This window comes from Acidovorax delafieldii, from assembly GCF_007993815.1.
Classification (GTDB): Bacteria; Pseudomonadota; Gammaproteobacteria; order Burkholderiales; family Burkholderiaceae_C; genus Acidovorax; species Acidovorax delafieldii.
Genome location: NZ_VJWE01000001.1, coordinates 52,432 through 75,586 on the forward strand (window position 1 = coordinate 52,432; position 23,155 = coordinate 75,586).

26 protein-coding genes are annotated in these 23,155 nt (G+C 67.1%); 12 read left to right on the forward strand and 14 right to left on the reverse strand.

The window, feature by feature from the left end; genetic code table 11:
* The first annotated feature begins 61 nt into the window (after positions 1 to 61).
* Positions 62 to 751, forward strand: coding sequence for a glutathione S-transferase family protein (locus ATF69_RS00220; RefSeq protein WP_208758673.1), 690 nt, complete (start codon positions 62 to 64; stop codon positions 749 to 751).
* A 15-nt stretch (positions 752 to 766) separates the two neighbouring features.
* Complete coding sequence (locus ATF69_RS00225) at positions 767 to 1,276, forward strand: low molecular weight protein-tyrosine-phosphatase (protein ID WP_146869518.1); 510 nt, start codon at positions 767 to 769, stop codon at positions 1,274 to 1,276.
* A 13-nt stretch (positions 1,277 to 1,289) separates the two neighbouring features.
* Here the strand turns inward: ATF69_RS00225 and ATF69_RS00230 are convergent, their stop codons facing one another.
* From ATF69_RS00230 to ATF69_RS00260, 7 genes are all read right to left on the reverse strand, one after another.
* On the reverse strand, positions 1,290 to 2,363 hold the full coding sequence (locus ATF69_RS00230) for an XdhC family protein (RefSeq protein ID WP_121942290.1): 1,074 nt from the start codon (positions 2,361 to 2,363) through the stop codon (positions 1,290 to 1,292).
* Positions 2,364 to 2,392: 29 nt separating this feature from the next.
* The gene (locus ATF69_RS00235; protein ID WP_146869519.1) at positions 2,393 to 3,025 is read right to left on the reverse strand and encodes an SRPBCC family protein; all 633 of its coding nucleotides are present in this window, start codon (positions 3,023 to 3,025) and stop codon (positions 2,393 to 2,395) included.
* Positions 3,026 to 3,119: 94 nt separating this feature from the next.
* A complete protein-coding gene (locus ATF69_RS00240; RefSeq protein ID WP_146869606.1) occupies positions 3,120 to 4,334 on the reverse strand; it encodes a vWA domain-containing protein in 1,215 nt (404 codons plus the stop codon).
* Positions 4,335 to 4,344: 10 nt separating this feature from the next.
* Entirely contained in the window at positions 4,345 to 5,361 is a 1,017-nt protein-coding gene (locus ATF69_RS00245; RefSeq protein ID WP_146869520.1) for an AAA family ATPase, read from the reverse strand.
* A gap of 109 nt (positions 5,362 to 5,470) precedes the next feature.
* Positions 5,471 to 6,262, reverse strand: a complete 792-nt coding sequence (locus ATF69_RS00250; protein WP_146869521.1) for an FAD binding domain-containing protein — start codon at positions 6,260 to 6,262, stop codon at positions 5,471 to 5,473.
* An 11-nt stretch (positions 6,263 to 6,273) separates the two neighbouring features.
* Positions 6,274 to 8,661 (reverse strand): xanthine dehydrogenase family protein molybdopterin-binding subunit, encoded by a 2,388-nt coding sequence (locus ATF69_RS00255; RefSeq protein ID WP_146869522.1) that lies wholly within the window; start codon positions 8,659 to 8,661, stop codon positions 6,274 to 6,276.
* Between the two features lie 46 nt (positions 8,662 to 8,707).
* Positions 8,708 to 9,178, reverse strand: a complete 471-nt coding sequence (locus ATF69_RS00260) for a (2Fe-2S)-binding protein (protein ID WP_056748178.1) — start codon at positions 9,176 to 9,178, stop codon at positions 8,708 to 8,710.
* Between the two features lie 221 nt (positions 9,179 to 9,399).
* Between ATF69_RS00260 and ATF69_RS00265 the strand changes: the two genes are divergently transcribed.
* On the forward strand, positions 9,400 to 10,548 hold the full coding sequence (locus ATF69_RS00265; RefSeq protein WP_146869523.1) for a helix-turn-helix domain-containing protein: 1,149 nt from the start codon (positions 9,400 to 9,402) through the stop codon (positions 10,546 to 10,548).
* Positions 10,549 to 10,698: 150 nt separating this feature from the next.
* Here ATF69_RS00265 and ATF69_RS00270 read toward each other — a convergent pair whose 3' ends face one another.
* Complete coding sequence (locus tag ATF69_RS00270; RefSeq protein ID WP_015015242.1) at positions 10,699 to 11,145, reverse strand: helix-turn-helix domain-containing protein; 447 nt, start codon at positions 11,143 to 11,145, stop codon at positions 10,699 to 10,701.
* Positions 11,146 to 11,261: 116 nt separating this feature from the next.
* Here ATF69_RS00270 and ATF69_RS00275 point away from each other — a divergent pair, with 116 nt between their 5' ends.
* Genes ATF69_RS00275 through ATF69_RS00285 form a run of 3 tightly spaced genes read left to right on the forward strand, consistent with a single transcriptional unit; the run spans position 11,262 to position 12,601 of the window.
* Complete coding sequence (locus tag ATF69_RS00275; RefSeq protein WP_146869607.1) at positions 11,262 to 11,726, forward strand: DUF2938 domain-containing protein; 465 nt, start codon at positions 11,262 to 11,264, stop codon at positions 11,724 to 11,726.
* Between the two features lie 48 nt (positions 11,727 to 11,774).
* Entirely contained in the window at positions 11,775 to 12,374 is a 600-nt protein-coding gene (locus ATF69_RS00280) for a flavodoxin family protein (RefSeq protein ID WP_146869524.1), read from the forward strand.
* Positions 12,371 to 12,601, forward strand: a complete 231-nt coding sequence (locus ATF69_RS00285; protein ID WP_146869525.1) for a DUF2798 domain-containing protein — start codon at positions 12,371 to 12,373, stop codon at positions 12,599 to 12,601. Before ATF69_RS00280 ends, ATF69_RS00285 begins: the two co-directional genes overlap by 4 nt.
* A gap of 118 nt (positions 12,602 to 12,719) precedes the next feature.
* On the opposite strand, the gene arsB is transcribed toward ATF69_RS00285, so the two are convergent.
* Genes arsB through ATF69_RS00305 form a run of 4 tightly spaced genes read right to left on the reverse strand, consistent with a single transcriptional unit; the run spans position 12,720 to position 15,159 of the window.
* Positions 12,720 to 13,784, reverse strand: coding sequence for an ACR3 family arsenite efflux transporter (arsB, locus tag ATF69_RS00290; protein WP_146869526.1), 1,065 nt, complete (start codon positions 13,782 to 13,784; stop codon positions 12,720 to 12,722).
* Positions 13,781 to 14,287 (reverse strand): arsenate reductase ArsC, encoded by a 507-nt coding sequence (locus ATF69_RS00295; RefSeq protein WP_146869527.1) that lies wholly within the window; start codon positions 14,285 to 14,287, stop codon positions 13,781 to 13,783. The genes arsB and ATF69_RS00295 overlap by 4 nt, the downstream gene beginning before the upstream one ends.
* A 9-nt stretch (positions 14,288 to 14,296) precedes the next feature.
* On the reverse strand, positions 14,297 to 14,800 hold the full coding sequence (locus ATF69_RS00300; RefSeq protein ID WP_146869528.1) for an ArsI/CadI family heavy metal resistance metalloenzyme: 504 nt from the start codon (positions 14,798 to 14,800) through the stop codon (positions 14,297 to 14,299).
* A gap of 32 nt (positions 14,801 to 14,832) precedes the next feature.
* Positions 14,833 to 15,159 (reverse strand): ArsR/SmtB family transcription factor, encoded by a 327-nt coding sequence (locus ATF69_RS00305; protein WP_146869529.1) that lies wholly within the window; start codon positions 15,157 to 15,159, stop codon positions 14,833 to 14,835.
* A 189-nt stretch (positions 15,160 to 15,348) separates the two neighbouring features.
* Here ATF69_RS00305 and ATF69_RS00310 point away from each other — a divergent pair, with 189 nt between their 5' ends.
* From ATF69_RS00310 to ATF69_RS00335, 6 genes are read left to right on the forward strand one after another with little or no spacing between them, the layout of a single operon-like run.
* On the forward strand, positions 15,349 to 17,046 hold the full coding sequence (locus ATF69_RS00310) for an EAL domain-containing protein (RefSeq protein WP_244303612.1): 1,698 nt from the start codon (positions 15,349 to 15,351) through the stop codon (positions 17,044 to 17,046).
* Positions 17,047 to 17,051: 5 nt separating this feature from the next.
* A complete protein-coding gene (locus ATF69_RS00315; protein ID WP_146869531.1) occupies positions 17,052 to 18,176 on the forward strand; it encodes a saccharopine dehydrogenase NADP-binding domain-containing protein in 1,125 nt (374 codons plus the stop codon).
* Positions 18,177 to 18,180: 4 nt separating this feature from the next.
* Positions 18,181 to 18,705 (forward strand): SRPBCC family protein, encoded by a 525-nt coding sequence (locus ATF69_RS00320; RefSeq protein WP_146869532.1) that lies wholly within the window; start codon positions 18,181 to 18,183, stop codon positions 18,703 to 18,705.
* Complete coding sequence (locus ATF69_RS00325) at positions 18,702 to 19,100, forward strand: DoxX-like family protein (RefSeq protein ID WP_146869533.1); 399 nt, start codon at positions 18,702 to 18,704, stop codon at positions 19,098 to 19,100. The genes ATF69_RS00320 and ATF69_RS00325 overlap by 4 nt, the downstream gene beginning before the upstream one ends.
* Positions 19,097 to 19,591 (forward strand): DUF2269 family protein, encoded by a 495-nt coding sequence (locus tag ATF69_RS00330; protein ID WP_116747699.1) that lies wholly within the window; start codon positions 19,097 to 19,099, stop codon positions 19,589 to 19,591. The genes ATF69_RS00325 and ATF69_RS00330 overlap by 4 nt, the downstream gene beginning before the upstream one ends.
* Before the next feature lie 15 nt (positions 19,592 to 19,606).
* Positions 19,607 to 21,304, forward strand: coding sequence for an ABC1 kinase family protein (locus tag ATF69_RS00335; RefSeq protein ID WP_146869534.1), 1,698 nt, complete (start codon positions 19,607 to 19,609; stop codon positions 21,302 to 21,304).
* Between the two features lie 100 nt (positions 21,305 to 21,404).
* Here ATF69_RS00335 and ATF69_RS00340 read toward each other — a convergent pair whose 3' ends face one another.
* Both ATF69_RS00340 and ATF69_RS00345 read right to left on the reverse strand, forming a co-directional pair.
* Complete coding sequence (locus ATF69_RS00340; protein ID WP_146869535.1) at positions 21,405 to 22,247, reverse strand: molybdate ABC transporter substrate-binding protein; 843 nt, start codon at positions 22,245 to 22,247, stop codon at positions 21,405 to 21,407.
* A 9-nt stretch (positions 22,248 to 22,256) separates the two neighbouring features.
* Complete coding sequence (locus ATF69_RS00345; RefSeq protein ID WP_146869536.1) at positions 22,257 to 23,093, reverse strand: ABC transporter substrate-binding protein; 837 nt, start codon at positions 23,091 to 23,093, stop codon at positions 22,257 to 22,259.
* Positions 23,094 to 23,155 lie beyond the last annotated feature (62 nt).

Below are 23,155 nucleotides of genomic sequence, written 5' to 3' on the forward strand. Positions count from 1 at the left end.
CCGCGCAAAACAAGGGCTGCACCAGGGTGCATTCGGCCCACTCTTCAATAAGATGGCGACCATGATCACCCTGCACCACCTCGAAACCTCGCGCTCGCAACGCATTCTCTGGCTGTTGGAAGAACTGGGCGTGCCCTACGAGCTCAAGATCTACGCGCGCGACAAGGCCACCAAGCTGGCCCCGCCTGCGCTCAAGGCCATTCACCCCCTGGGCAAGTCGCCAGTCATCACCGATGGTGAGGAAGTGATTGCCGAGTCGGGCGCCATCATCGAATACCTGGTGGAAACCTATGGCGAGCAGGCCCGGGGCGACCTGGCCCACCTGCAGCCAGCACCCCGCACCGCTGAGCACCGCCAGTGCCGCTTCTGGATGCACTATGCCGAGGGCTCGCTGATGAACTGGCTGGTGATGAAGCTGGTGTTCAAGACCATCCCCACGCAGCCCATGCCGTTCTTCGTGAAGCCCATTGCACGCGCCCTGTGCGGCACGGTGCAGCAAAAGCTCATCGACCCCAACGTGGACACGGCGCTGGCGTTCATTGAAGAGCACCTGGGCACCCACCGCTGGTTTGCAGGGGAGCACCTGACCATGGCGGACTTTCAGATGAGCTTTGCGGTGGAGGCGCTGATGTCACGCGCCAACGACGCAAGCCGCTGCCCGCACCTGCAGGCCTACCTGGAACGCATGCACGCACGCCCGGCCTACCAACGGGGCATCGCCAAGGGCGGCCCGGTGGTGATCGAGGCCTGAACGCACGCCACCACCATGTCTCGCTACGCGATTCTCTTCGTGTGCATGGGCAACATCTGCCGTAGCCCCACAGCCCACGGCGTGTTCCGCCACAAGATAATCCACAGCGGCCTGGCGCACAGCGTGGTGGTGGACTCGGCAGGCACGCACAACTACCACCCCGGCGAGCCGCCCGACACCCGCACCCAGCACCACGCGGCGCAGCGCGGTTATGACCTGTCAGACCTGCGGGCCCGGCAAATCATTGATGCAGACTTTGCCCGATACGACTTGATCCTGGCCATGGACTGGGACAACCTGGCCCTGGCGCAGGACCAATGCCCGCCCGCACACGCGCATAAGCTGCGGCGCATGACGGAGTTCTGCCTGCAATTCGACAGCCCGGTGGTGCCTGACCCGTACTACGGCGGCAGCCAGGGGTTTGAGGAGGTGCTGGACCTGGTGGAAGACGCGTGCGAAGGGCTGCTCAGGCACGTGCAGCGGCAACTGCAGGCGCACGCGCAGGAACCCAAAGCCCGACACTGACCTGCTTGCGTGGCTACCGCACCCCGCACACCAGAGCGCCGGGGTCGTTGTGCGCCTGCTCGCGGTCGTTCTTGGCCTGGGCCACTTCCATGTCGCGCGGCAGGGTCACGCCGTTCTTGACGGCCAGGATCTCGGCCATCACGCTCACCGCGATTTCGGGCGGCGTCTTGCTGCCGATGTAGATGCCGATGGGCCCACGCAGGCGTTGCAGGCTGGCTTCGGTCTGGTCAAAGTGCTCGATCATGCGGGCGCGCCGCGCCTCGTTGTTGCGGCGCGAGCCGATGCCGCCCACGTAGAACGCCTCGGTGCTCAAAGCCTCCAGCAGCGCCAGGTCGTCCAGCTTGGGGTCGTGCGTGAGGGCCACCACGCAGGTGCGGCGGTCGGGCTTGAAGGCCAGCACCACATCGTCGGGCATGTCGCTCACCACGGTGGCACCCGGCACGCTCCAGCTGCCCCGATACTCCTCGCGCGGGTCGCACACCGTCACGGCAAAGCCGTTGAACAAGGCCATGGTGGCCAGGTACTCGGTGAGCTGCCCCGCCCCGATCAGCAGCATGCGGTACTCGGGCCCGAAGGTGTTGGTGAGCTGCTGTGCATCCACCTTCAGATCCTCGGGTGCCTGCGCAGGCGCCAGGGTCACGGCGCCATCGGACAGGCGCACGGTGCGCTGCACCAGGCGCCCAGCGGACAGCTGGGCAATCAAATCGGCCAGCAGCGCGGGATCTGGGTCGTATTCCAGCAGCAGCTCCAGCGTGCCGCCACAGGGCAGGCCAAAGCGGTGGGCTTCGTCGGCGCTGATGCCGTATTTGACAAACGATGGCGGCCCGCTGGGGATGCGGTGCTCGGCACCGTCTGCCGCAGCGCCCGCCTGGGCATAGGCGCGGGTATGGCGGTCGATCAGGTCGTCCTCAATGCACCCGCCCGACACCGAACCCACCACCGCGCCGTCTTCGCACAGCGCCATGATCGAGCCCACCGGCCGGGGCGACGAGCCCCAGGTGCGCACCACCGTGGCCAGCAGCGCACGGCGCCCTGCGGCACGCCAGCCCTGCAGCGTGCGCAGCACGACGACGTCCAAATTTTCCATGACTCACTTCCTTCCGGTACCCATAGCACTCAACCCCGATTGAACCACCAGGCCAGCAGTACGAGGGCCGCCACGCCAACACCCCACATCCACGCAGGGATACCGCCGCCCTGGGTGGCACTCCCTCCTTCCACGGCGCCCGGCTGGGTGATGGCATCGGCACTGGCTGCTGCATCTGCCGGGGGGGCTTCTGCGCGCGGAAAGCGGCGCTGCATCTCGTCGTCAAACCGCTTGAAGAAGTCTTCGGCCATGCTCTTGGCGGCGCCGTCGATGAGGCGCTGGCCCAGCTGCGCGATCTTGCCGCCCACCGAGGCATGCACGGTGTAATGCAGCTCGCAGCTGGCCTGCCCCGCTGCATCGGCGGGCAACGGCACCAACTTGACCTGGGCATTGCCCTTGCCAAAGCCCGCCACGCCGCCGGAGCCGTCAAAGGCGATGTTGTAGCTCTCGGGCGGCACGATGTCGGACAGCGTGATCTTGCCGGCGAACTTGGCCGACACGGGCCCGATCTTGAGCGCCATGGCCACCGAATACAGGTTCTCGGCCGTGGGCTCGACCTTGTCGCAGCCGGGAATGCACAGCTTGAGCACCTCAGGGTCGTTGAGCGCCTCCCAGGCCTGTTGCTGGCTGACGGCAAGGGTTCGGCTGGCTTGCATTTCCATGGTGGGTCCTCTCGGTCTTCAATGGGTGTGGATGTCGTGGGAATTCAATCGGTCCGCTGCATGGCTGGGCTCGATGCGGTACGGGGCCGCGCCCTCATTGCCGCAACACGCTTGCCAGGCTGGCGGCCAGGTCCTTCAGGTGGCTCAGGTTGTGCACGGCCACCATGCCGTGGGCCTGGCGGTGCAGGGCCGACGCACCGCGCGCCGTGGGGGCATACCCCTCGTAGCGCAGCAACGGGTTGAGCCACAGCAGGCGGCCACAGTGGCGGCGCAGCCAGGCCAGCTCGCGCTCCAGCACCTCGGGGGCGCCCGTGTCGAGCCCGTCGCTGATCAGCAGCACCAGCGTGCGCCGCCCCACCAGGCGCCGCGCATGCTGCAGGCGTAACTGGCCCAGGCTGTCGCCCATGCGGGTGCCGCCCGCAAAGTCGGTGATGGCATGGCTGGCCGTCTCCAGCATGGCGTCGGTGTCGGCGAGGCGGAAGGCGGGCGTGAGGTCGGTCAAGCCAGTGCCAAAGGCAAACACGTCCCGGCGCACGGCAGCGCCGGTGTGGCGCGGCGCGGTGGCGGCGTGCAAGAAGGCCAGCAGTAAACGCGCGTAGCGCTCCATCGAGCCCGAAACGTCCACCAGCACCAGCAGCGGCAGCGGTTGCTGGCGGCGCTGCAGCAAGGGGATGTGCAGCACCTCGCCCCCACTGCGCGCCGCATGGAGCATGGCACCGGGCCAGTGCGGGCGGCTGCCGCGTGCGCCCGGCCGGGTGCGGCGGGCCGCGTAGTGAGGCAACGGCAAGGGCACATCGCGCGCCAGGCGCTCCACCAGGATGTATTCGCTGGCCGAGAGCTGGTTGAAATCCGCCTGCCGCAGGCGCTGCAGGTCGCTGGCCGTCATGGCGGCATCGAATTCGATCTTGTCTTCTTCGCGCGCGGGCGGTGCGTTGCGCGCGGCACGCACAGGCGCCAGTGCCTCGCTCACGCGCGGGCGGCGTTTGACGGGCTCGGCCTTGGATTCTGCGCTGGGCAGCATCTGCGCCAGCAGCTTTTGTGCGACGTTGGGATTGCGAAAGTAGGCATCGAACAGCTCGCGGAACACCATGCGGTCTTGCTCGCGGCTGACCAGCACGGCCTCCAGCGCAGCACCGAAGTCCTCGCGCTGCAGGCCCACCAGCATCACCGCCTGCTGGGCCAGCGCCATGCGGGCCGCATCCACCCGCACGCCAGCGCGGCGCAGGGTGCGGCCAAAGCCGCTCAGGTTGTCGGCCAGCTTGCCGGTGCGGGCATCGCCGAGTTGGGAGAACATCGCGCCCTCGGCCATCGGGCGGTTCTCATGCATCGGCATCGGCGGGCTGCAGCAACTGCACCGCCATGTCGCGGGTGAGCGCCGCCACATCCTCGCGCTGCTTGAACAGGATGCCTGCGGTATCGGACACCACCTCGGGGTCCACCACGATGGTGTCGAGCGCCACCAGCGCTTTGGCCCATTCCACGCTCTCGGCAATGCCCGGTGCGCGCTGGAAGGCGTTGGCAAACGGCTGGCTGCGCAGCCGCCCCACAAACTCTGCCACCTGCACGGCCAGCGCCTCGCTGGCACCGGGCACCTGCGCGCGCACGATGGCCAGCTCGCGCTCGCGCTCGGGGTAGTCCAGCCAGTGGTACAGGCAGCGGCGCTTGACGGCGTCGTGCAGATCGCGCGTGCGGTTGCTGGTGAGCAGCGTGACCGGTGTGGCCGTGGCGCGCACCGTGCCGATCTCCGGGATGCTGACCTGGTATTCGCCCAGGTATTCGAGCAGGAAGGCCTCAAAGGGCTCGTCCGCGCGGTCCACCTCGTCGATCAGCAGCACGGCGCCCGGCTCTGGTGCCTGCAGCGCCTGCAGCAAGGGGCGGCGGATGAGATAGCGGTCTTGGTAGACCTCCGCTTCGATATCGCGCGCGGCAGTGGCCATGGGCGCTACCGAGCCGCCGCCGGGCCGCCCCAAGGCGGCGAGCGCCCCCTCGGGGGGCAGCGACGACACGTCAGTGCGGAGCGTGGGGGTCAACATTTCAGCTGCCCGCATGTGCAGCAGCTGGGCGGCGTAGTTCCACTCGTACAACGCCTCGCGCTGCTCCAGGCCGTCGTAGCACTGCAGGCGGATCAGGCTGCGCGACAGCACTTCCGAGAGGGCTTTGGCCAGCGCCGTCTTGCCCACTCCAGGCTCGCCCTCCAGCAACAAAGGCCGCTGCAGCTTGAGCGCCAGAAACACCGCCGTGGCCAGGCGACGGTCGGCAAAATAGCCCACGCTCTGCAGGGCCTGCACCAGGGCGTCGATGGAAGCCGGAACCGGCGCGGCGTTCAACGAGTTCATTGCTATCCAATTCATAGCCGCCAGCGCAGATTCCTCTAGCGCTTGCAGCCAATTTCACTCAAAAACCCGCCACCGGGTGCCGTACCACGGTGGCGGGTTTGCCTTCACGTCATCCCAGCATCTGCTGCACAGCGCGCTGCGTTTGCACGCTGATGAGGTTGGCGCGGTAGGCGGCACTGGCGTGGATGTCAGCGTTCAGATCGCTCGCGTCGATCTTCACGCTGGCAGCCGACTGCGGGGTGAAGCTCTGGTTGAGCGCCGCCTCCAGCCCCGCATGGCGGAACACGCTGCTGGCCGCACCGGTCACCGCAACACGCACGCCGCTGTCGGTCTGCGCCACAAACACCCCCACCAGCGAGAAGCGCGAGGCCGCCTGCTTGAACTTCATGTACGCAGCGCGTTTCGGGATCGGGAAGCGGATGGCGGTGATGATCTCGCCCTCATCCAGCGCCGTGGTGTACATGCCCACAAAGAAGTCGTCGGCATTTATCTCGCGGCGGTTGGTGATGACCGTGGCGCCCAGGCCCAGCACCGCACTGGGGTAGCAGGCGGCAGGGTCGTTGTTGGCCACCGAGCCGCCCAGCGTGCCGCGTGCACGCACCTGGCGGTCGCCAATGTGGGCGGCCAGGTCGGCCAGCGCAGGGATGGCGGATTTCACATCCGCACTGGATGCCACGTCGGCATGGCGCGTCATGGCGCCGATGACCAGCGCGTTGCCCTCGCGGCGGATGCCCGCCAGTTCGGCAATGCTGTTCAGGTCCACGATCTTTTCAGGGTTGGCCAGGCGCAGCCGCATGGACGGCAGCAGGCTTTGCCCGCCCGCGAGCAGTTTGCCGCCCTGGGCGATGAGCTGCGCGGCAGCTGCGGTGGAGGAAGGCGCTTCAAAAGTGAATGCGTACATGGTGGATCTCCTTATGCCTTGGCGTTTTGAATCGCTTCCCAGACGCGGTGCGGCGACGCGGGCATGTCGAAGTCCTTCACACCCAGGTGTCGCAGCGCATCCAGCACGGCGTTGATCACCGCCGGTGGCGAGCCAATCGCCCCAGCCTCGCCGCAGCCCTTGGTGCCCAGCGGGTTGTGGGTGCAGGGCGTGCACACATGGCCCAGTTTGAACTCGGGGAAGTCATCGGCGCGTGGCATGGCGTAGTCCATGAAACTGCCGGTGAGCAGCTGGCCCGTTTCGCGGTCGTACACGCAGTTCTCCAGCAGCGCCTGGCCAATGCCCTGCACCAGTCCGCCATGCACCTGCCCTTCCACGATCATGGGGTTGATGATGGTGCCGAAGTCGTCCACCGCCGTGAACTTGTCCACCCGTGTGTGGCCGGTGGCGGGGTCCACCTCGACCTCGCAGATGTAAGTGCCTGCCGGGAAGGTGAAGTTGGTCGGGTCGTAGAACGCGGTTTCGTTCAGGCCCGGCTCCAGCACGTCCAGCGGGTAGTTGTGCGGCACATAGGCTGCCAGCGACACCTGGCCGAACGGGATCTTCTTGTCGGTGCCACGCACCGTGAATTCGCCATTCGCAAAGTCGATGTCGGCATCGCTCGCTTCCATCAGGTGCGCAGCAATTTTCTTGGCCTTGGCCTCGATCTTGTCCAGCGCCTTCATGATGGCCGCGCCGCCCACGCTGATGGAGCGCGAGCCATACGTGCCCATGCCGAACGGCACGCGGCCCGTATCGCCGTGCACGATGTCCACGTTCTCCACCGGGATGCCCAGGCGCGCGGCCACCACCTGCGCAAAGGTGGTCTCATGCCCCTGGCCGTGGCTGTGCGAGCCGGTGAACACCGTCACGCTGCCGGTGGGGTGCACACGGACCTCGCCGCATTCGAACAGACCTGCGCGTGCGCCCAGGGCGCCGGCGATGTTGGACGGCGCAATGCCACAGGCCTCGATGTACGACGAATACCCAATGCCCCGCAGCAGCCCTTTGGCTGCACTGGCGGCCTTGCGTTGCTCGAAGCCCGCCACGTCGGCCAGCTTGTTCGCCCCATCCATGCAGGCCTGGAAGTCGCCGGTGTCGTACTGCAGCGCCACCGGCGTCTGGTACGGGAAGGCCTTGATGAAGTTGCGGCGGCGGATCTCGTCCTGCGGCAGTCCCATCTCCCACGCGCAGCGGGTGACCAGGCGCTCCAGCAGGTAGGTGGCCTCAGGGCGGCCTGCGCCCCGGTAGGCGTCCACCGGTGCGGTGTTGGTGAACCACGAGTCCACCTCCACATACACCTGCGGTGTGCTGTACTGCCCCGCCAGCAGCGTGGCGTACAGGATGGTGGGCACCGCGCTGGCAAAGGTGCTGAGGTAGGCGCCCAGGTTGGCGTGGGTGTGCACACGCAGCGCCAGGAACTTGCCGTCCTTGTCCAACGCCATCTCTGCGTGGCTCACGTGGTCGCGGCCGTGGGCATCGCTCAAGAACGCCTCACTGCGGTCGGCCACCCACTTGATGTTGCGGTTGAGCTTTTTGGACGCCCAGGTCAGGCACACGTCTTCGGCGTACAGATAGATCTTGGAGCCAAAGCCGCCGCCCACATCGGGTGCAATCACGCGCACCTTGTGCTCGGGCAGGCCCATCACAAAGGCCGTCATCAGCAGGCGCTCTACGTGCGGGTTCTGGTTGCTGACGTACAGCGTGTATTCGTCGCTCGCGCGGTTGTAGCTGCCGATGGCCGCACGGGGCTCCATGGCGTTGGGGATCAGGCGGTTGTTGATCAGATCGAGCTGGGTGACATGCGCTGCGTTGGCAAACGCGGCGTCCACGGCGCCCTTGTCGCCGATGGCCCACTTGAAGCAGTGGTTGTCAGGCGCGATGTCGTGCAGCGCCGCACCGGCCACGGCGCCCGATGCGGCGTCGGCCACATTCACCACGGCGGGCAGCACGTCGTAGTCCACCTCTACCAGCTCGGCCGCATCGCGTGCCTGCTGCTGGGTCAGCGCCACCACCATGGCCACGTGGTCGCCCACATAGCGCACCTTGCCCTGCGCCAGGATGGGGTGTGGCGGCTCCTTCATGGGCTGGCCGTCAGTGCTGGTGATGAGCCAGCCGCAGGGCAGGCCGTTGATGTTGTCGGCGGCCACGTCGGCACCGGTGAACACGCCCAGCACGCCGGGCGCGGCCTTGGCAGCGTCAATGTTGATGCTGTTGATCTTGGCGTGGGCGTGCGGTGAGCGCACGAACACCGCATGGCTCTGCGCGGCCAGCACCACGTCGTCGGTGTACTGGCCCGCGCCGGTCAGGAAGCGGTAGTCTTCCTTGCGCTTGAGCGATTCGCCGATGTGCGGCAGCTTGGAAAAGTCGGATGCACCCATGGTCTTGTCTCCTTGGATTGTTCTGGCGTGGGGACGGCGGGCGGGCTCAGGCGCCGGCCATGGCCTTCTGGCCGACCTGCACTGCGCGCACGATGTTCTGGTAGCCGGTGCAGCGGCAGATGTTGCCTTCGAGCAGCTCGCGGATCTCGCCTTCGCTGGCGTTCGGATGGTTCTTGCACAGGTCCACCGCACTCATCACCATGCCCGGCGTGCAGAAGCCGCACTGCAGGCCATGGCACTCCTTGAACGCCGCCTGCATGGGGTGCATGGTGCCGTCAGGGGTGGCCATGCCTTCAATGGTGGTCACCTCGGCCCCCTGGGCCTGCACCGCCAGCATCGCGCAGGATTTGACGGCCCGGCCGTTCACATGCACCGTACACGCCCCGCACTGGCTGGTGTCGCAACCCACGTGGGTGCCAGTGAGCAGCAGGTGCTCTCGCAGCGCATGGACAAGCAGGGTATTGGGGGGGACGTCAACACTGGCAGCGCGCCCGTTGACCGTGAACTGGACTTGCATCTGGCTGTCTCCTGGAGTGGTTTTGGCTGGATAGGAGCGCGCTCACGATCTCGCGGAGGGAATCAGGATCACGCTCATCGCTCGCGCATCTTCTGCCGCACCCCAGCCTGCATCCCTAGGGACAACCCTAGATTTACCAGGTGCCTCGCCGGATATTCTCAAAATGAAACATGCTGCACTGCACACCGGCGCATGATGCGAGCCACCTGGAGCCCATTCACATGCTGATCTCCGTGCCCCACCCCGCTGCTGACCGCCACGCGCTGATTGCGCAGGCGCGCCAGAGCCTGCTGTCCGACGGTGCAGCGCCCGTGCGCGCCGAGGTGGAGCCGTGGATTGCGCGGTCCTGGCAACGCTGCCTGGCGCGGGGCCTGGAGCCCACACGGCGCGTGGCGTTTGACGCCGTCAGCGCCACGGCGCTGCGCCACAGCCAGGAGCAGAACCACCACCTGCTGCGCGCGGCCCGGCCGGTGCTGGAGCAGCTGACCCGGGCCATTGCGGGCATGCGCTACTTCGCCATGCTCACCGACGCGCGCGGCATCGTGGTCGATGTGCAGGGCCATTGCGACCGGAGCGACCCGCGCGCCAGCGCCATTGGCCGCGTGGGCATTGATTTATCGGAAGCAGCCGTGGGCACCACCGCCATCGGCGCCGCACTGGAAGAGCTGCAGCCTGTGTGGTTGCACCGGGGCGAGCATTTTTTTGACGACAACGCCAGCTACAGCTGCGCCGGAGCGCCGCTGTTCGACCCCCAGGGCCGCTGCATGGGCATGCTGGACCTGACGGGTGTGGATGTGCCCGAACGGCCCGAGCTGCGCCACCTGGTGGCCCGGTCGGCCCGCGCCATGGAAGACGCACTGCTGCTGCAACTGCCCCATGCCCTGCTGCTGCGCGTGAACTGGCCGGGCTGCCCGCTGGGCGGTGAAGGCGACGGCCTGCTGACGCTGGACGCCGATGGCTGCGTGGTGGGTGCCAACAGCATGGCCCGCCAGCTGGTGCCGCAACCCCTGCGCGCGCCCGGCCTGCCCGGTGCCCGCACCCACTGCAGCGACCTGCTGGCCATGCCCTGGACCATGCTGTTCGACGCGGCCCGCCAGCAACGCAGGGAGCCGCTGGATTTGCCGCTGTGGTCGGGCCTGCGGCTGCACGCGCTGGCGCAGCTGCCCGCACACGCCCGCACCGTGGGCGACACGCAAGCAGCAGCGGTGCCAGGCATTGCGTCGGCGCCTGCCCCGCTGCGCGAGGCCGAAGTGGCCATGATCCGCCGCGCGGTGCAGGAAGCGCGCGGCAACGTGGCTGAGGCGGCGCGCGCGCTGGGCATCAGCCGCGCCACGGTGTACCGCAAGCTCGGCGCCCCCAAAGGCGGGTGACGGGCCCGCGCCGCTGCCCACACCGCCGTGCAGGCGCCCGGCGACTCCATTTCAAGCCTTATCGACCGATAGCGCTAGTGCAATATGCCTGAATAGCTATAAAATATGTAGCAAATCAATCACCCAATCAACCGAGGCGCCTCGGGCCGCTCAGGCACGCGGCCGGCGCAGCCCCACCACCGGCTGCGCGCTGCGCCGCTGCTGACGCTCCAGCGCTCCATCGGCGGCGGCTTTCAGCAGGCGCTGGAAGGACGGGCACTGGGCGTGGCTCTCGGCCGGGCAGGCGGCCGCGTGCCGCAGGCCGTTGCTCATGGCCTTGAGGCGCTTGACCATGGTGTCAAGCTCGTCGGCCTTGCTTGACAGCAGCTGCCGGTCGATGTTCGGCTCGCCACTGGGCAAGAACATGGACCGGATGTCGTCCAGCGAGAACCCGGCCGACTGACCCAGCGCAATCAGCGCCAACTGGTCCATCACGCCGGGCGCAAACCGGCGGCGCTCCCCCGGTTGCCCCACCGACTGGATCAGCCCCTTCTCCTCGTAATACCGCAGCGTGGACGCCCGCAGCCCGGAGCGTTTGGCGACTTCGGCAATGTCCATGAAAAAACCTCTTGACCTCAAGTTGACTTGAACTTCTATATTCCGTTCAAAACCTTCTCCCGTCAACTTTCCGAGGTGTTTTGATGACTCTCTCACTGCAAGACATTCCCCTCGCCATGCTCCTTGGCATCGGCGCCACCGCCGTCATGGATGCCTGGCTGTTGCTGCTCAAAAGGCTGGGGGTGCCCACGCTCAACTTCGCTTTCCTCGGCCGCTGGGTAGGCCACCTGGTGCGCGGGCAAGTCGCCCATGCCGCCATCGCCAAGGCGGCCCCGGTCCGGGGCGAACTGGCCTGGGGCTGGCTCACGCACTACGCCGTGGGCGTGGCCTTTGCCGGGGTGCTGCTGTCCCTGCAGGGCGCTGCCTGGGTCCACAGCCCCACCCTGTGGCCCGCGCTGGCCGTGGGCATGGGCACCGTGGCGGCGCCGCTCCTGGTGATGCAGCCCGCCATGGGCTCGGGCTTTGCGGCATCGCGCACGACCACCCCGCTCAAGAACTGCCTGCGCAGTTTGGCCAACCACACCGTGTTTGGCCTGGGCCTGTATCTCTCCGCGCTGGTCATCGCACTGATTTCACGCTGACCTGTCCCGCGCCTTCTCCCCCGAAATCACTCCCAAGGAACCCACACCATGCAACACATTGCCATCGTTTATCACAGCGCCCACGGCCACACCGCACACATTGCCCACCACGTGCTGGAAGGCGCACGCTCCGTGCCGGGCGTCCTCGCCGAACTGGTCCGGGCCGAAGACCTGGCGCAGGCGCCCGACCGCCTGCTGAGCTACGACGGTGTCATCCTGGGTTCGCCCACCTACCTGGGCGGGGTGTCCGGGCCGTTCAAGACCTTCATGGATGCCACGGGCCGCCTGTGGAAAACGCAGCAGCTCAAGAACAAGCTGGCGGCGGGCTTTACCGTGTCGTCGCTGCCCGCGGGCGACAAGCAGTCCACGCTGATGTCGATGTGGGTGTTTGCCATGCAGCACGGCATGGTGTGGGTGGGCAACCCCATCCTGCCCGAGCAACACGCCGGGGTGCCGTACGACGAGGCGGCCAACCGCCTCGGCTCCTGGTCGGGCCTGATGGCGCAGGCGGGCCACGGGGCGGCCGCCGATGCCTTTGTGCCCGGCGACACCAAGACCGCCCGCATGTTCGGCCAGCACTTTGCCGAGACGCTGCAACGCCTGAGCGGTGTGGGCGCACGCCAGCCTGGCGAGGAGGTTGCAGCATGATCCCCGCCCGCTATGGACCGGTGCTGTTCAGCTTGATCTTGTCGGGCGTGATGTCGCTGCTGGTGTCGGGCATCTCCACCTTTCGCGCGCTGCAGCCGCAGCAGGACTTTGTGAGCCTCTGGACAGGCGCCTGGCTCTCAGGGTGGCTATTCGCCTTCCCGGCGGTGATGCTGGCAGCGCCGCTGGCCCGCAAGGCGGTGGCGTTGCTCACCACCGCCAAGGGCTGAGCACCTGCGAGCGGCTGACAAAACTCAGCGAAGCGGCCCTGGCTAGGCGTTTCGCCGCAGGCAGTACAAGCAGTACGACAAGGCGAGACAACGACGCCAGGGGAGTTTTGTCAGTCGCTCACGCCCGCTCGTACCAGCCCTTGCTGCGGTTGACGAGGTGCACCACCAGCAGCATCACCGGCACCTCGATCAGCACACCCACCACGGTGGCCAGCGCGGCGCCCGAGTGGAAGCCGAACAGGCTGATGGCGGCGGCCACCGCCAGCTCGAAAAAGTTGGAGGCGCCGATCAGTGCCGATGGGCAGGCCACGCTGTGCTTCTCCCCCACCGCGCGGTTGAGCCAGTAGGCCAGCCCCGCGTTGAAAAACACCTGGATCAGGATGGGCACGGCCAGCAGCGCAATCACCAGTGGCTGCTGCAGGATGGCCCGGCCCTGGAACGCAAACAGCAGCACCAGCGTGGCCAGCAATGCGGCGATGGACCAGGGCCCCATGCGCGCCATGACGGCATCGAACACCGCCTGCCCTTGGGCCAGCAGCGACCGGCGCAGCCACTGGGCCAGCACCACCGGGATCACGATGTAGAGCATCACCGAGGTCAGCAAGGTGTCCCACGGCACGGTGATGGCCGAGATGCCCAGCAAGAACGCCACCAGCGGCGCAAATGCAACCACCATGATGCTGTCGTTCAGCGCCACCTGCGACAGCGTGAACAGCGGGTCGCCGCCCGTGAGGCGGCTCCATACAAACACCATGGCCGTGCAAGGCGCAGCCGCCAGCAGGATGAGGCCTGCGATGTAGCTGTCCAGCTGGTCCGCAGGCAGGTAGGGCGCAAACCAGTGGCGGATGAACAGCCAGCCCAGCAACGCCATCGAAAACGGCTTGACCAGCCAGTTCACCACCAGCGTCACGCCAATGCCCCGGGCGTGCTTGCGCACTTCGCCCAGCGCACCGAAGTCCACCTTCACCAGCATGGGGATGACCATCACCCAGATCAGCAGGCCCACGGGCAAGTTGACCTTCGCGATCTCCATGCGGCCCACCGCCTGAAACACTGAGGGGAAGAATTGCCCGAGCGCAATGCCCACCACGATGCACAACAGCACCCACACGGAGAGGTAGCGCTCGAACACGCTCATGGGGGCCGGGACGGCGGCTCCGGCCGGGTTGCACTGCACCGTCATGGCGTGGCGGCGGCACGCGACAGCTCGCGCGCGGTGTGCTGCAGCAGGGTCTTTTCAAGCTTGTCGGCAGGCAGGTTGATGAGCAGCTCCAGCCGCTGGTGGATGGCGTGCAAGGTCTTGCGGAAAGCCTCGCGCTTTTCATCGTCCGTGCCGTCCCCTGCGGACGGGTCGGCGTAGCCCCAGTGCGCAGTGGCGGGGTGGCCGGGCCAGATGGGGCAGACCTCGCCGGCCGCGTTGTCGCAGACGGTGATGATGAGGTCCATCATGGGTGCGCCCGGGGCGGCAAACTCGTCCCAGCTTTTGCTGCGCAGGCCTTCGGTCGAGATGCCAGCGGCACGCAGCACCTGCAGGCCCAGCGGATTGGGTTGCTGGTTGTCGCGCGGGCTGCTGCCCGCCGAGTACGCGTGGAACCGGCCCGGTGCCATGTCGTTGAGCAATGCCTCGGCCAGGATGCTGCGGGCCGAGTTGTGGGTGCAAAGAAAAAGAACGTTCAAAGCGGTCATGCGGCGCTCTCAGCAGCAACTGGTTTTGGCGGTTGTGGCCGTGGCCGGGCCGCAGCACGCCGCACGAGGGGCCGCAGGTGCAGGGGCTGCCACCGCCGCTGGCGCGCAGCAGGCGCCCGCTGATGAAGACGGTGTGGCCTCGTTGAAGACGGGGATGTCCCCCAGGGTGTGAAAGTGCTCCCACGCAATGCCCTGCGGGTCAGTCACCCAGTGCTTTTCGCTGCGGGCGTAGCAGCAGGTGGTGTTGCCCTCGTCGAGCAAGGCCATGTCGGCAGCCTCGGCGCGCGCCTTCAGTTCGGCCAGCTCCTGAGCGTCGTCGGTCTGCATGCCAAAGTGGTCCAGGCCTGGCTTGGCGCCGCGCGTGGAGATGGCGAAATTGACGCGCGGATCCTCCAGCATCCACTTGGCGTAGTCAGCCTCCACCCGCGCGGGGGCGGCAGCAAACAGCTTGGAATAGAAGGCGATGCTCTGGGCCAGATCATCGACATGCACATGGGCGTGGAAGCGTTTCATGGGGTTCTCCTTGGGGCAACGGTGAGGAACGGTCAGCAATGGCAAGAAGCAACCGCGCCGTCAGGGGTACAGCCCTGGCCTTCGCAGCAGTTTTCAGTGAGGTAGGCCAGCAGCGCATTCATCGTGTCGAACGCGGCGCGGTAGATGAGGTTGCGGCCCTGCCGCTCCTGGCTGATGAGCCCGGCATGCGACAGCTCCTTGAGGTGAAAGGACAGGGTGTTGGGCGCCACCTCCAGCTGGGCGGCCAAGTCGCTGGGGGTCAGCCCCGCAGGGCCCGCCACCACCAGCGCACGAAAGACCCGCAAGCGGACCTCCTGGGCCAGGGCTGCGAGGGCACGGACAACATCGGTTTCTTGCATTGATCGATAATACAACGATTGTTGAATTATTGAAAGCGGCTTCCAAACACGTATTGGAAAACCACTCTTGCCACAGATGGTCGCCAAGTGCCCAAGAGCGCGTACCCGCCACAGGCCGTTACGTTTTGGCCCCACCCTACAGTCGTATGATGACCCGCGTACAAAAAAGGGCGGGAGCACGTGGACGATATGGTTTCAATCTGGCATGGCGCCATGCAGGTGTTTGTGGTGGGGTTTCCGCCACTGCTGCAAAGCCTGCTGTTCTGGGTGTTTGCGGCACTGGTCGTGCACGTGTGCCAGCAGTTGGTGGAGCACACTGCGTATTCGGTGGACCCGTCCAGCCGCCGCATCAGCGCATCCCACGCATCGCTGTGCATTGGCTCCATCGTGTGGGCGCTGGATGTGGTGGGCCTGTTCCTGTACAACGAGCTTTCGCACCATGTGCTGGAGCTGGTGCCCGCGCTCAGCGGCCTGGTCATCATGGTGGTGAGCGCGCGGCTCACCATCCCCACCCTCAGCACCGGCGCCAGCAAGCGCCGCATTGCGCTGGCCAGCTTGTGGCTGGCGATGGGCACGCTGGCAGGGCACTTCACCATCACCAGCAGCCACGTGCAGAGTTTCGGGCAGATCAACCTGCCGGCCACTGTGCTGTCGCTGGGCATTGCCACCGGCATTTCGTGCTATTGCGCCATCCGCCATCGCGCCGCCAAGCTGAGCGTGCTCAACCCCCGCTATCGGGCCCAGAACTGGGCAGACAAGCTGCTGTGCGGCGGCGCGATCCTGGTACTGCACTGGCTGTTGGTCAACACCTTTCCCATGCACCAGGGCAACCACGATGCGGCGTCCGATGGCGCTGCCTTGCTCGTTGTGATGCTGGTGTTTGCGATGGCGGTGGCCATGGAGCATCTGAGCAACCTGCGCTCGGACGCGGGGCGACAGCAGCTGCTGCGGCGCGGGTTGTCGATGATGCGCACCTCGGCATTGGCCCACAACGCCCACAGCGATATCCAACAGTCGCTGATTGCCGACCACCTGGACCGCCTGCTGCATCCCGACAACCTGGCCCTGCATTTCCAGCCCATCATCCACACCCAGCGCAGCGGGGTGCAGCTGGAGGCACTGCTGCGCCTGACAGACACCACCCTGGGCCGCATCAACCCTGAAACCTTCTTGCTGGTGTGCGAGCTGCAGGGCAAGACGGCGGAGGTGGACCGCATGATTGTGTGCAATGCGCTCGACCATCTGTGCAACTGGCGAGCGCAGGGGATGGACGCAGTGTCGATCAGCGTCAATGTGGCACCGGTCACGCTGATGCACGAGAGCTTTGCGCCCTGGCTGGGCCTGCAGCTGGCCCAGCGCGGCCTGCCCCCGCGCACCCTGAAGCTCGAAATGACCGAGCACGCCGTGATTGCGCTGGCCCCCCAGATGGTGGCGGCCATCAGCGCGCTGAGCGCCCTGGGTGTGGCCGTTTTGATGGACGACTTTGGCGCCGGGTATTCGTCCCTGGGCATGCTGGCCGAGCTGCCGATTGCGGGCATCAAATGCGACCGCCTGTTCGTACGCCAGCTGCCGCAGGACCGCCGCCGCCAGAAGCTGCTGCGGCACATCAGCTCCCTGGCGCGGGACCTGGGCCTGTCGGTGGTGGTTGAAGGCGTGGAGACGCCCGAAGAGCTGCGGGCCCTGGCGGCCGCCGGGCTGCACCACATCCAGGGCTACCTGTTCAGCCGCCCCATTGCAGCGCCTGACGTGCCCAATTGGCACCGAACGCAACTGCAGTCGCAGCGTGCCGCATTGCAAGCACTGCTGCACACGCCGGGCAGTGGCCGGGACAGCGATACCTCTTTTGTGCCCACGCAGCCCGGCATGCACTGGGCCTCGGGCGCATGACCCCCATGGCTGTAATCAAAACCCTGGTCCTGGGCGGCTACGGCAACTTTGGGGCGCGCATCTGCCGCGCCCTGGTGAGCGATGAGGCCACACGCCACCACATGGCCCTGCTGGTGGCGGGCCGGGATGCCTCGCAAGCGAAGGCCCTGGCCACTACGCTGGGCCACGGTGCACAGGGCGTGGCGCTGGACCACCAGGCGCCGGGCCTGGCCGCCACCTTGCGCGAGTGGGGTGTGGGTCTGGTGATCCACACGGCGGGCCCTTTTCAGGCGCAAGCCTACAACGTGGCCCAGGCGGCGGCCGAGGCGGGGGCGCACTACATCGACCTGGCCGATGGCCGCCGGTTTGTGTGCGACTTTCCCGCCGCCATGGAGGCTGCATTCACTGCCGCCGGGCGCACGGCCATCGCGGGTGCCAGCACGGTGCCCGCGCTGTCCTCGGCCGTCATCGACCACCTGTGTGCAGGCTGGCAGCGCATTGACAGCATCGACATCTGCATTGCCCCTGCGCAACGGGCGCCCCGGGGCCAGGCCACGCTGGCGGCGGTGCTGAGCTACTGCGGCCTGCCCATCGACGTGTGGGACGGTGGCCGGTGGCAGCCGCACAGTGGCTGGGCGCGGCCCCGCCCCGTCCAGTTTCAGCGGCTGCGCCCTCGCCTCGGGGCGGTCTGCGACATCCCGGACCTGGAGATCTTTCCCGCCCATTACCAGGCCCGCGACCGCGTCACCTTCCGCGCGGCCCTGGAGGTCGGCCTGGCGCAGAGAGCCTTCGCCACCCTGGCCGCGCTGCGCCGCTGGGGCGTGCTGCCCCACCCCGAAAAGCTGGCCTGGCTGATGCACCACGCGGGCGGCGCGCTGGACTTTCTGGGCACACCGCTGGGCGGCATGGTGGTGCGTGTGGCGGGTGCCGACGCACAAGGCCAGCCACTGCGCCGCGCATGGCACGTTGCGGCCGACCACGACCACGGCCCCGAGATTCCCTGCATGGCCGCCATCCTGCTGGCCCGCCAGCTGGCAGCAGGGCAGCCGCTACCCACCGGGGCGCACACCAGCACCAGCCTGCTGCCCCTAGAGGCCTTTGCCCCCGAGTTTGCGAAGTGGGGCATGCTGACGGATGTGGTGGAGGAATGAGCCCATGGCCCACCGGAAATTGACCTACCCCATGCCAGCGCGGGCCGACGTTGTGTTCGATGCCTTCCACTACCACGAGTGGCGGTGCCAGTGGGATTCGCTGGTGCGCCGCACCAGCGTGGAAAGCGGTGCGCCCTGCCCCAGTGTGGGCGCCACCACCGAGAACCTGGGCGCCGGCGCGTTGCGGGCGCTGTCCATGCGCACGCAGTTCGTCAGCTATGACCGCCCCGTGCTCGCAGCTGCGGCCATGGTCGGCCGGTCGTTCCCTTTCTCCCAGTGGGCCGCATCCATGCGCCACCAGGAGCAAGGCCCCCACCAGTCCCTGCTGATCTACACCTATACCTTTCAAGTGGGCCCCGCAGCCTTGCGGGCGGTCATGGAGCCTTTGGTGGACTGGGTCTTTGTCCGCAAGACGCGCCAACGGTTCCAGCGCCTGGCGCAGTTCCTGGCGGTCCGTGCTGTCGACATTGCAGCTTGGCAACAGGCGCAGGGCCCTGCGCCCTCTGCCGCGCAGAAGGCCCGCCCATGAACCACGCGTCAGCCCAACTGCTGCGCGCCAGCCTCGTGATCGTCTGGCTGGCCACCGCGGTGGTCAGCGTGTGGGAGCTGCACGGCCAAAGCCGCGAGCTGCTGGCGGGCCTGCCCACCGCGTGGACCGAGGGCAACACATCGTGGCTGCCCACCGCCATCATCCTGGCCGGGGCGGCTGCCGATGCGGTGCTGGGGCTGTGGCTGGCGCTCCGCCCCGGCCGCAAGGTATATGGTGCGGCCCTTCTGATGATGCTGATCATGACAGTGCTGGCCACAGCCATACATCCTGCATGGTGGCTGCACCCCTTCGGGCCGCTGACCAAAAACCTACCGATTGCCGCCATCCTGTGGGTGCTGCTGCAAGACGAGGCCACTTCATTGCAAAAGCCATGAGCCTGTACCTCACCCTCAAATGGCTGCACATCATCTCCAGCGTGCTGCTGGTGGGCACCGGGCTGGGCTCGGCGTTCTACATGTTCTTTACCAACCGCAGCGGTAATGTGCAGGCGCAGGCGGTGGTCACGCGCCTGGTGGTGCGGGCGGACTGGTGGTTCACCACGCCCACGGTGTTCCTCCAGCCCGCCACGGGGCTCGCCATGGCTGCGATGGCAGGCTTGCCCTGGAGCACGCCATGGCTCGCGGTATCCATTGCGCTGTACCTGGTGGCCGGTGCCTGCTGGCTGCCCGTGGTGTGGCTGCAGTTGCGCATGCGCGACATGGCGATAAAGGCGGCAGAGGCGACGCAGTCCGCGCACGGTGATGGCGTGCTGCCGCCCTTGTACTGGCGCTACGCCCGCTGGTGGGAGGCGCTGGGCTACCCGGCCTTTGTGGCCATGGCCGTGGTGTTCTACCTGATGGTGAACAAACCGGCCCTGAACTTCTGAACCTATCATCGCCCCATGCTGATCGAGACGCTGGACACCGCCCGCGACCTGGGGCGCCTGAAGGAAATTCTGGGCGTGATGGTGCGCCACGGGTTTGGCGACACCGTGCGCCGCCTGGGCCTGGCCGACCGGCTGGAGCGCGCGGGCCAGGCACTGAACTGGACCCACGCAGCAGACCTGGCCCGCGTGGAGCCGCCCGTGCAGGTGCGCCTGGCGCTCGAAGAGCTGGGCCCCGCGTTCGTCAAGTTTGGCCAGATCCTCGCGGGCCGGGCCGACCTTTTTGGCCCGGAGTGGATTGCAGAATTCGAGAAACTGCACAGCCAGGTGCCCGCTGTGCCCATCGATGCGCTGCGCCCGCAACTGCGCGAAGACCTGGGCGCCGAACCCGAAGCCGTTTTTGCCTGGTTTGACACCACGCCGCTGGCCGCCGCATCGATTGCGCAAGTGCACCGCGCACGCCTGCAGGACGGCAGCGAAGTCATCGTCAAGATCCGCCGCCCCGGCATTGCCGACACCATCCAGGCCGACCTGCGCCTGCTGCAGCGCCTGGCCGCGCTGGCCGAGGCAGAGCTGCCAGCGCTCAAGCCCTACCGGCCCCAGCAACTGGTGCGCGAGTTCGCGCGCTCGTTGCGCCGCGAGCTGGACCTGGCCGGCGAATGCCGCCAGGCCGAACGCATTGCCACCAACATGGCCGCACTGCCTCACATCGTGATCCCGCGCGTGCACTGGGCCTACACGCGCGAGCGCATCAACGTGCAGGACTTCATCGACGGCACGCCCGGCGGCGCCCTGGCCGCGCTGACGCCCGAGGCCGGTTTTGACCGCACGGTGCTGGCGCAGCGCGGCGCGCAGGCGGTGCTGCAGATGATCGTGAAGGACGGCGTTTTCCACGCCGATCCGCACCCCGGTAACGTGTTCTACCTGCCCGGCAACCGCATTGCCTTCATCGACTTTGGCATGGTGGGCCGCCTGTCGCAGCGCCGGCGCGACGAGCTGCTGCAGCTGCTGCTGGGTCTGGTGGAGCACCAACCGCAAGCCGTGGCCGATGTGCTGCTGGACTGGACGGGCGACGCGCAGGGCCTGAATCTGGGTCAGCTCGAAACCGAGATCGAAGCCTTTGTGGACCAGTACCACGGCGTGCCCCTGGCGCAGCTGAGCCTGGGACAGATGCTGGCAGATGTGACGGCCATCCTGCGTGAACACCACCTGGGCCTGCCGTCCGATCTGGCGCTGCTGATCAAGGCCTTTATCTCGCTCGAAGGCATGGGCCGCAACCTCGACCCAGACTTTCACATGGCGACCGAAGCCCTGCCGCTGCTCAAGCAGGTGGTGCGCGCACGCTACGAGCCCAAGGTGCTGGCCGGGCGGGCCTGGAGCACCTTGCGGCGCGCGCTGGCCACGGTGGAGCAGTTGCCGGACGACATCGGGCGGCTGCTGCGCAACGCGCGGCGCGGGCACCTGCAGGTGGGCATTGAGCTGGCGCACCTCAAGCGTGTGGGCGACCAGATCGACCGGTCGGCCAACAGGCTGGCGATGGCGCTGGTGATTGCCGCGCTCATCATTGGCTCGTCTATCGTGATGACCGTGAAAGGCGGGCCCACGCTGTTCGGCCTGCCAGCGTTTGGGTTCCTCGGTTTCTTTGGTGCGGTGGTGTGTGGCCTGTGGCTGGTGCGGGCCATCTGGCGCAGCAGCCACCACCGCGATGATGACTGAACGCTGCATACCACTGGTTTAAAAAGCACACGCCGCGCTACCCCACCAGGCAAACAGACGCGGCGTGTGCACACACTCGCAGCCAGACGGCCGCCCGCGTTCAGGGCAGCCCAAACCCCAACCGTTGCAATACCGCCTGCGCGGCCGGTTGGCGCAGCGCACTGGCAAACGCCTGCGCCGCAGCGGGCGCATCGGCCCGCACGGTCACGCCATACCTAGCGCCCACCTGCAGCGCGGCCGGCAGCTGCACCACATGCAGGCGCGGCACCTCGGCCTGGGCGGCCACTGCGTTGGTGCAGTAGGTCAGAAACACATCGACCTGGCGCTGGTCCATCACCCAGGCATAGGTGCCCCGGCCCGCAGGCGGCTTGGGCGAATCCGCACCGCCGGTGAGCTTCAGGGCCTTGGCGTCCAGCTGGGCATACGCACCCGGCTGAACCTTGTCGGCCTGGCGGAACAGCGCCCACGCGTAGTCGCCCGACGGGTCGGCCTTGGGCGTGGAGGTGCCCACGCGCACATCGCTGCGCAGCAAGGTGGTCAATAAGGTGTCGGGGGTGTCAGGGGTGGCGCTGATCTGCTCGCTGGTCAGCGCACACAGCGCGTTGCGCGTGAACACCACGGGCGCCTGCCAGCCGCCCCGGACCGCCAGGTGCTGCGGGTGGTCGGTGTCGGCCGAGGCAAAGACCTGTGCGGGCTCGCCCTTCTCGATGCGCTCACGCAGCAGGCCCGAGGCGCCAAAGGTCAGCGCCACCTTCTGGCCGGTGCTGGCCTCGTGGTCGCGCGCGATCTCGGTGAACGCTTCGCGCAGGCTGCCAGCGGCATACACCTGCACGGGGGCAGCGTCAGCCATGGGCGCCAGGGCGGGCGCGGCCACACAACCGGTCAGGGCCCAGGCCAGCCCGGCGGCTGCAGCGGCCACCGCCGCGGGTGAACGGTTTGCCATGGGGAGTGCTCACTGCGCCGCGTTCGGGAAGAACAGCTGCTCGCCACCAATCTTGTAGCCCGCAATCGCCTGCTGGCCGGCGGGAGACACCACCCAGTCCACAAACTTCTGCGCGTCCTGCGACTTCAGATGGGGGTGCTTGGCGGGGTTCACGACCATCACGCCGTACTGGTTGAAGAGCTTGGTGTCGCCCTCGACCAGAACGGCCAGGTCCGCGCGGTTCTTGAAGTTGAGCCAGGTGCCACGGTCGGCCAGCACATAGGCGCCGCTTGACGCCGCGATGTTGAGCGCTGGCCCCATGCCGCAGCCACATTCCTTGTAGCCGCTGCCTTTTGAGGTATTTGCAGCCTCGGCACCGGCCAGCTTCCAGTAGCGCAGCTCGGCCGCGTGGGTGCCGCTCTTGTCGCCGCGCGAGATGAAGTTGCCATTGGCGGCAGAGAGCTTCTGCAGCGCTTGCACGATGTCTTTGCCTTTGGTACCCACCGGGTCGTTCTTGGGGCCGATGAGGATGAAGTCGTTGTACATCACGGGGTAGCGCTTCACGCCCCAGCCATCGGCCACAAACTTTTCTTCGGCCACCTGGTCGTGCACGAACAGCACGTCCGCGTCGCCCCGGCGTGCCATATCGAGCGCCTGCCCCGTGCCCAGCGCCACCACCTTGATGTCCAGGCCGCTGGCCTTCTTGAACTCGGGCAGCAGGTAGCCAAACAGGCCCGACTGCTCGGTCGAGGTGGTGGAGGCCATGGTGATGCTCTGCGCAAACGCTGAACCCGACGCTACCAAAACAATAGCTGTCAGCGCTTTGGACACTAGCGCTACCGCGCGAAAAGGCTTGAAATTTTTCATCGCCGGGCCGCCCCAAGATGAAAAGGCCCCCTTGGGGGGCAGTGACCACACGAAGTGGGAAG

Bases quoted from the DNA above. Each gene is read 5' to 3' on its own strand.
- ATF69_RS00220 (WP_208758673.1), top strand. From the start codon at position 62: ATGATCACCCTGCACCACCTCGAAACCTCGCGCTCGCAACGCATTCTC.
- ATF69_RS00225 (WP_146869518.1), top strand. From the start codon at position 767: ATGTCTCGCTACGCGATTCTCTTCGTGTGCATGGGCAACATCTGCCGT.
- ATF69_RS00230 (WP_121942290.1), bottom strand. From the start codon at position 2,363: ATGGAAAATTTGGACGTCGTCGTGCTGCGCACGCTGCAGGGCTGGCGT.
- ATF69_RS00235 (WP_146869519.1), bottom strand. From the start codon at position 3,025: ATGGAAATGCAAGCCAGCCGAACCCTTGCCGTCAGCCAGCAACAGGCC.
- ATF69_RS00240 (WP_146869606.1), bottom strand. From the start codon at position 4,334: ATGGCCGAGGGCGCGATGTTCTCCCAACTCGGCGATGCCCGCACCGGC.
- ATF69_RS00245 (WP_146869520.1), bottom strand. From the start codon at position 5,361: ATGAACTCGTTGAACGCCGCGCCGGTTCCGGCTTCCATCGACGCCCTG.
- ATF69_RS00250 (WP_146869521.1), bottom strand. From the start codon at position 6,262: ATGTACGCATTCACTTTTGAAGCGCCTTCCTCCACCGCAGCTGCCGCG.
- ATF69_RS00255 (WP_146869522.1), bottom strand. From the start codon at position 8,661: ATGGGTGCATCCGACTTTTCCAAGCTGCCGCACATCGGCGAATCGCTC.
- ATF69_RS00260 (WP_056748178.1), bottom strand. From the start codon at position 9,178: ATGCAAGTCCAGTTCACGGTCAACGGGCGCGCTGCCAGTGTTGACGTC.
- ATF69_RS00265 (WP_146869523.1), top strand. From the start codon at position 9,400: ATGCTGATCTCCGTGCCCCACCCCGCTGCTGACCGCCACGCGCTGATT.
- ATF69_RS00270 (WP_015015242.1), bottom strand. From the start codon at position 11,145: ATGGACATTGCCGAAGTCGCCAAACGCTCCGGGCTGCGGGCGTCCACG.
- ATF69_RS00275 (WP_146869607.1), top strand. From the start codon at position 11,262: ATGCTCCTTGGCATCGGCGCCACCGCCGTCATGGATGCCTGGCTGTTG.
- ATF69_RS00280 (WP_146869524.1), top strand. From the start codon at position 11,775: ATGCAACACATTGCCATCGTTTATCACAGCGCCCACGGCCACACCGCA.
- ATF69_RS00285 (WP_146869525.1), top strand. From the start codon at position 12,371: ATGATCCCCGCCCGCTATGGACCGGTGCTGTTCAGCTTGATCTTGTCG.
- arsB (WP_146869526.1), bottom strand. From the start codon at position 13,784: ATGACGGTGCAGTGCAACCCGGCCGGAGCCGCCGTCCCGGCCCCCATG.
- ATF69_RS00295 (WP_146869527.1), bottom strand. From the start codon at position 14,287: ATGACCGCTTTGAACGTTCTTTTTCTTTGCACCCACAACTCGGCCCGC.
- ATF69_RS00300 (WP_146869528.1), bottom strand. From the start codon at position 14,800: ATGAAACGCTTCCACGCCCATGTGCATGTCGATGATCTGGCCCAGAGC.
- ATF69_RS00305 (WP_146869529.1), bottom strand. From the start codon at position 15,159: ATGCAAGAAACCGATGTTGTCCGTGCCCTCGCAGCCCTGGCCCAGGAG.
- ATF69_RS00310 (WP_244303612.1), top strand. From the start codon at position 15,349: ATGGTTTCAATCTGGCATGGCGCCATGCAGGTGTTTGTGGTGGGGTTT.
- ATF69_RS00315 (WP_146869531.1), top strand. From the start codon at position 17,052: ATGGCTGTAATCAAAACCCTGGTCCTGGGCGGCTACGGCAACTTTGGG.
- ATF69_RS00320 (WP_146869532.1), top strand. From the start codon at position 18,181: ATGGCCCACCGGAAATTGACCTACCCCATGCCAGCGCGGGCCGACGTT.
- ATF69_RS00325 (WP_146869533.1), top strand. From the start codon at position 18,702: ATGAACCACGCGTCAGCCCAACTGCTGCGCGCCAGCCTCGTGATCGTC.
- ATF69_RS00330 (WP_116747699.1), top strand. From the start codon at position 19,097: ATGAGCCTGTACCTCACCCTCAAATGGCTGCACATCATCTCCAGCGTG.
- ATF69_RS00335 (WP_146869534.1), top strand. From the start codon at position 19,607: ATGCTGATCGAGACGCTGGACACCGCCCGCGACCTGGGGCGCCTGAAG.
- ATF69_RS00340 (WP_146869535.1), bottom strand. From the start codon at position 22,247: ATGGCAAACCGTTCACCCGCGGCGGTGGCCGCTGCAGCCGCCGGGCTG.
- ATF69_RS00345 (WP_146869536.1), bottom strand. From the start codon at position 23,093: ATGAAAAATTTCAAGCCTTTTCGCGCGGTAGCGCTAGTGTCCAAAGCG.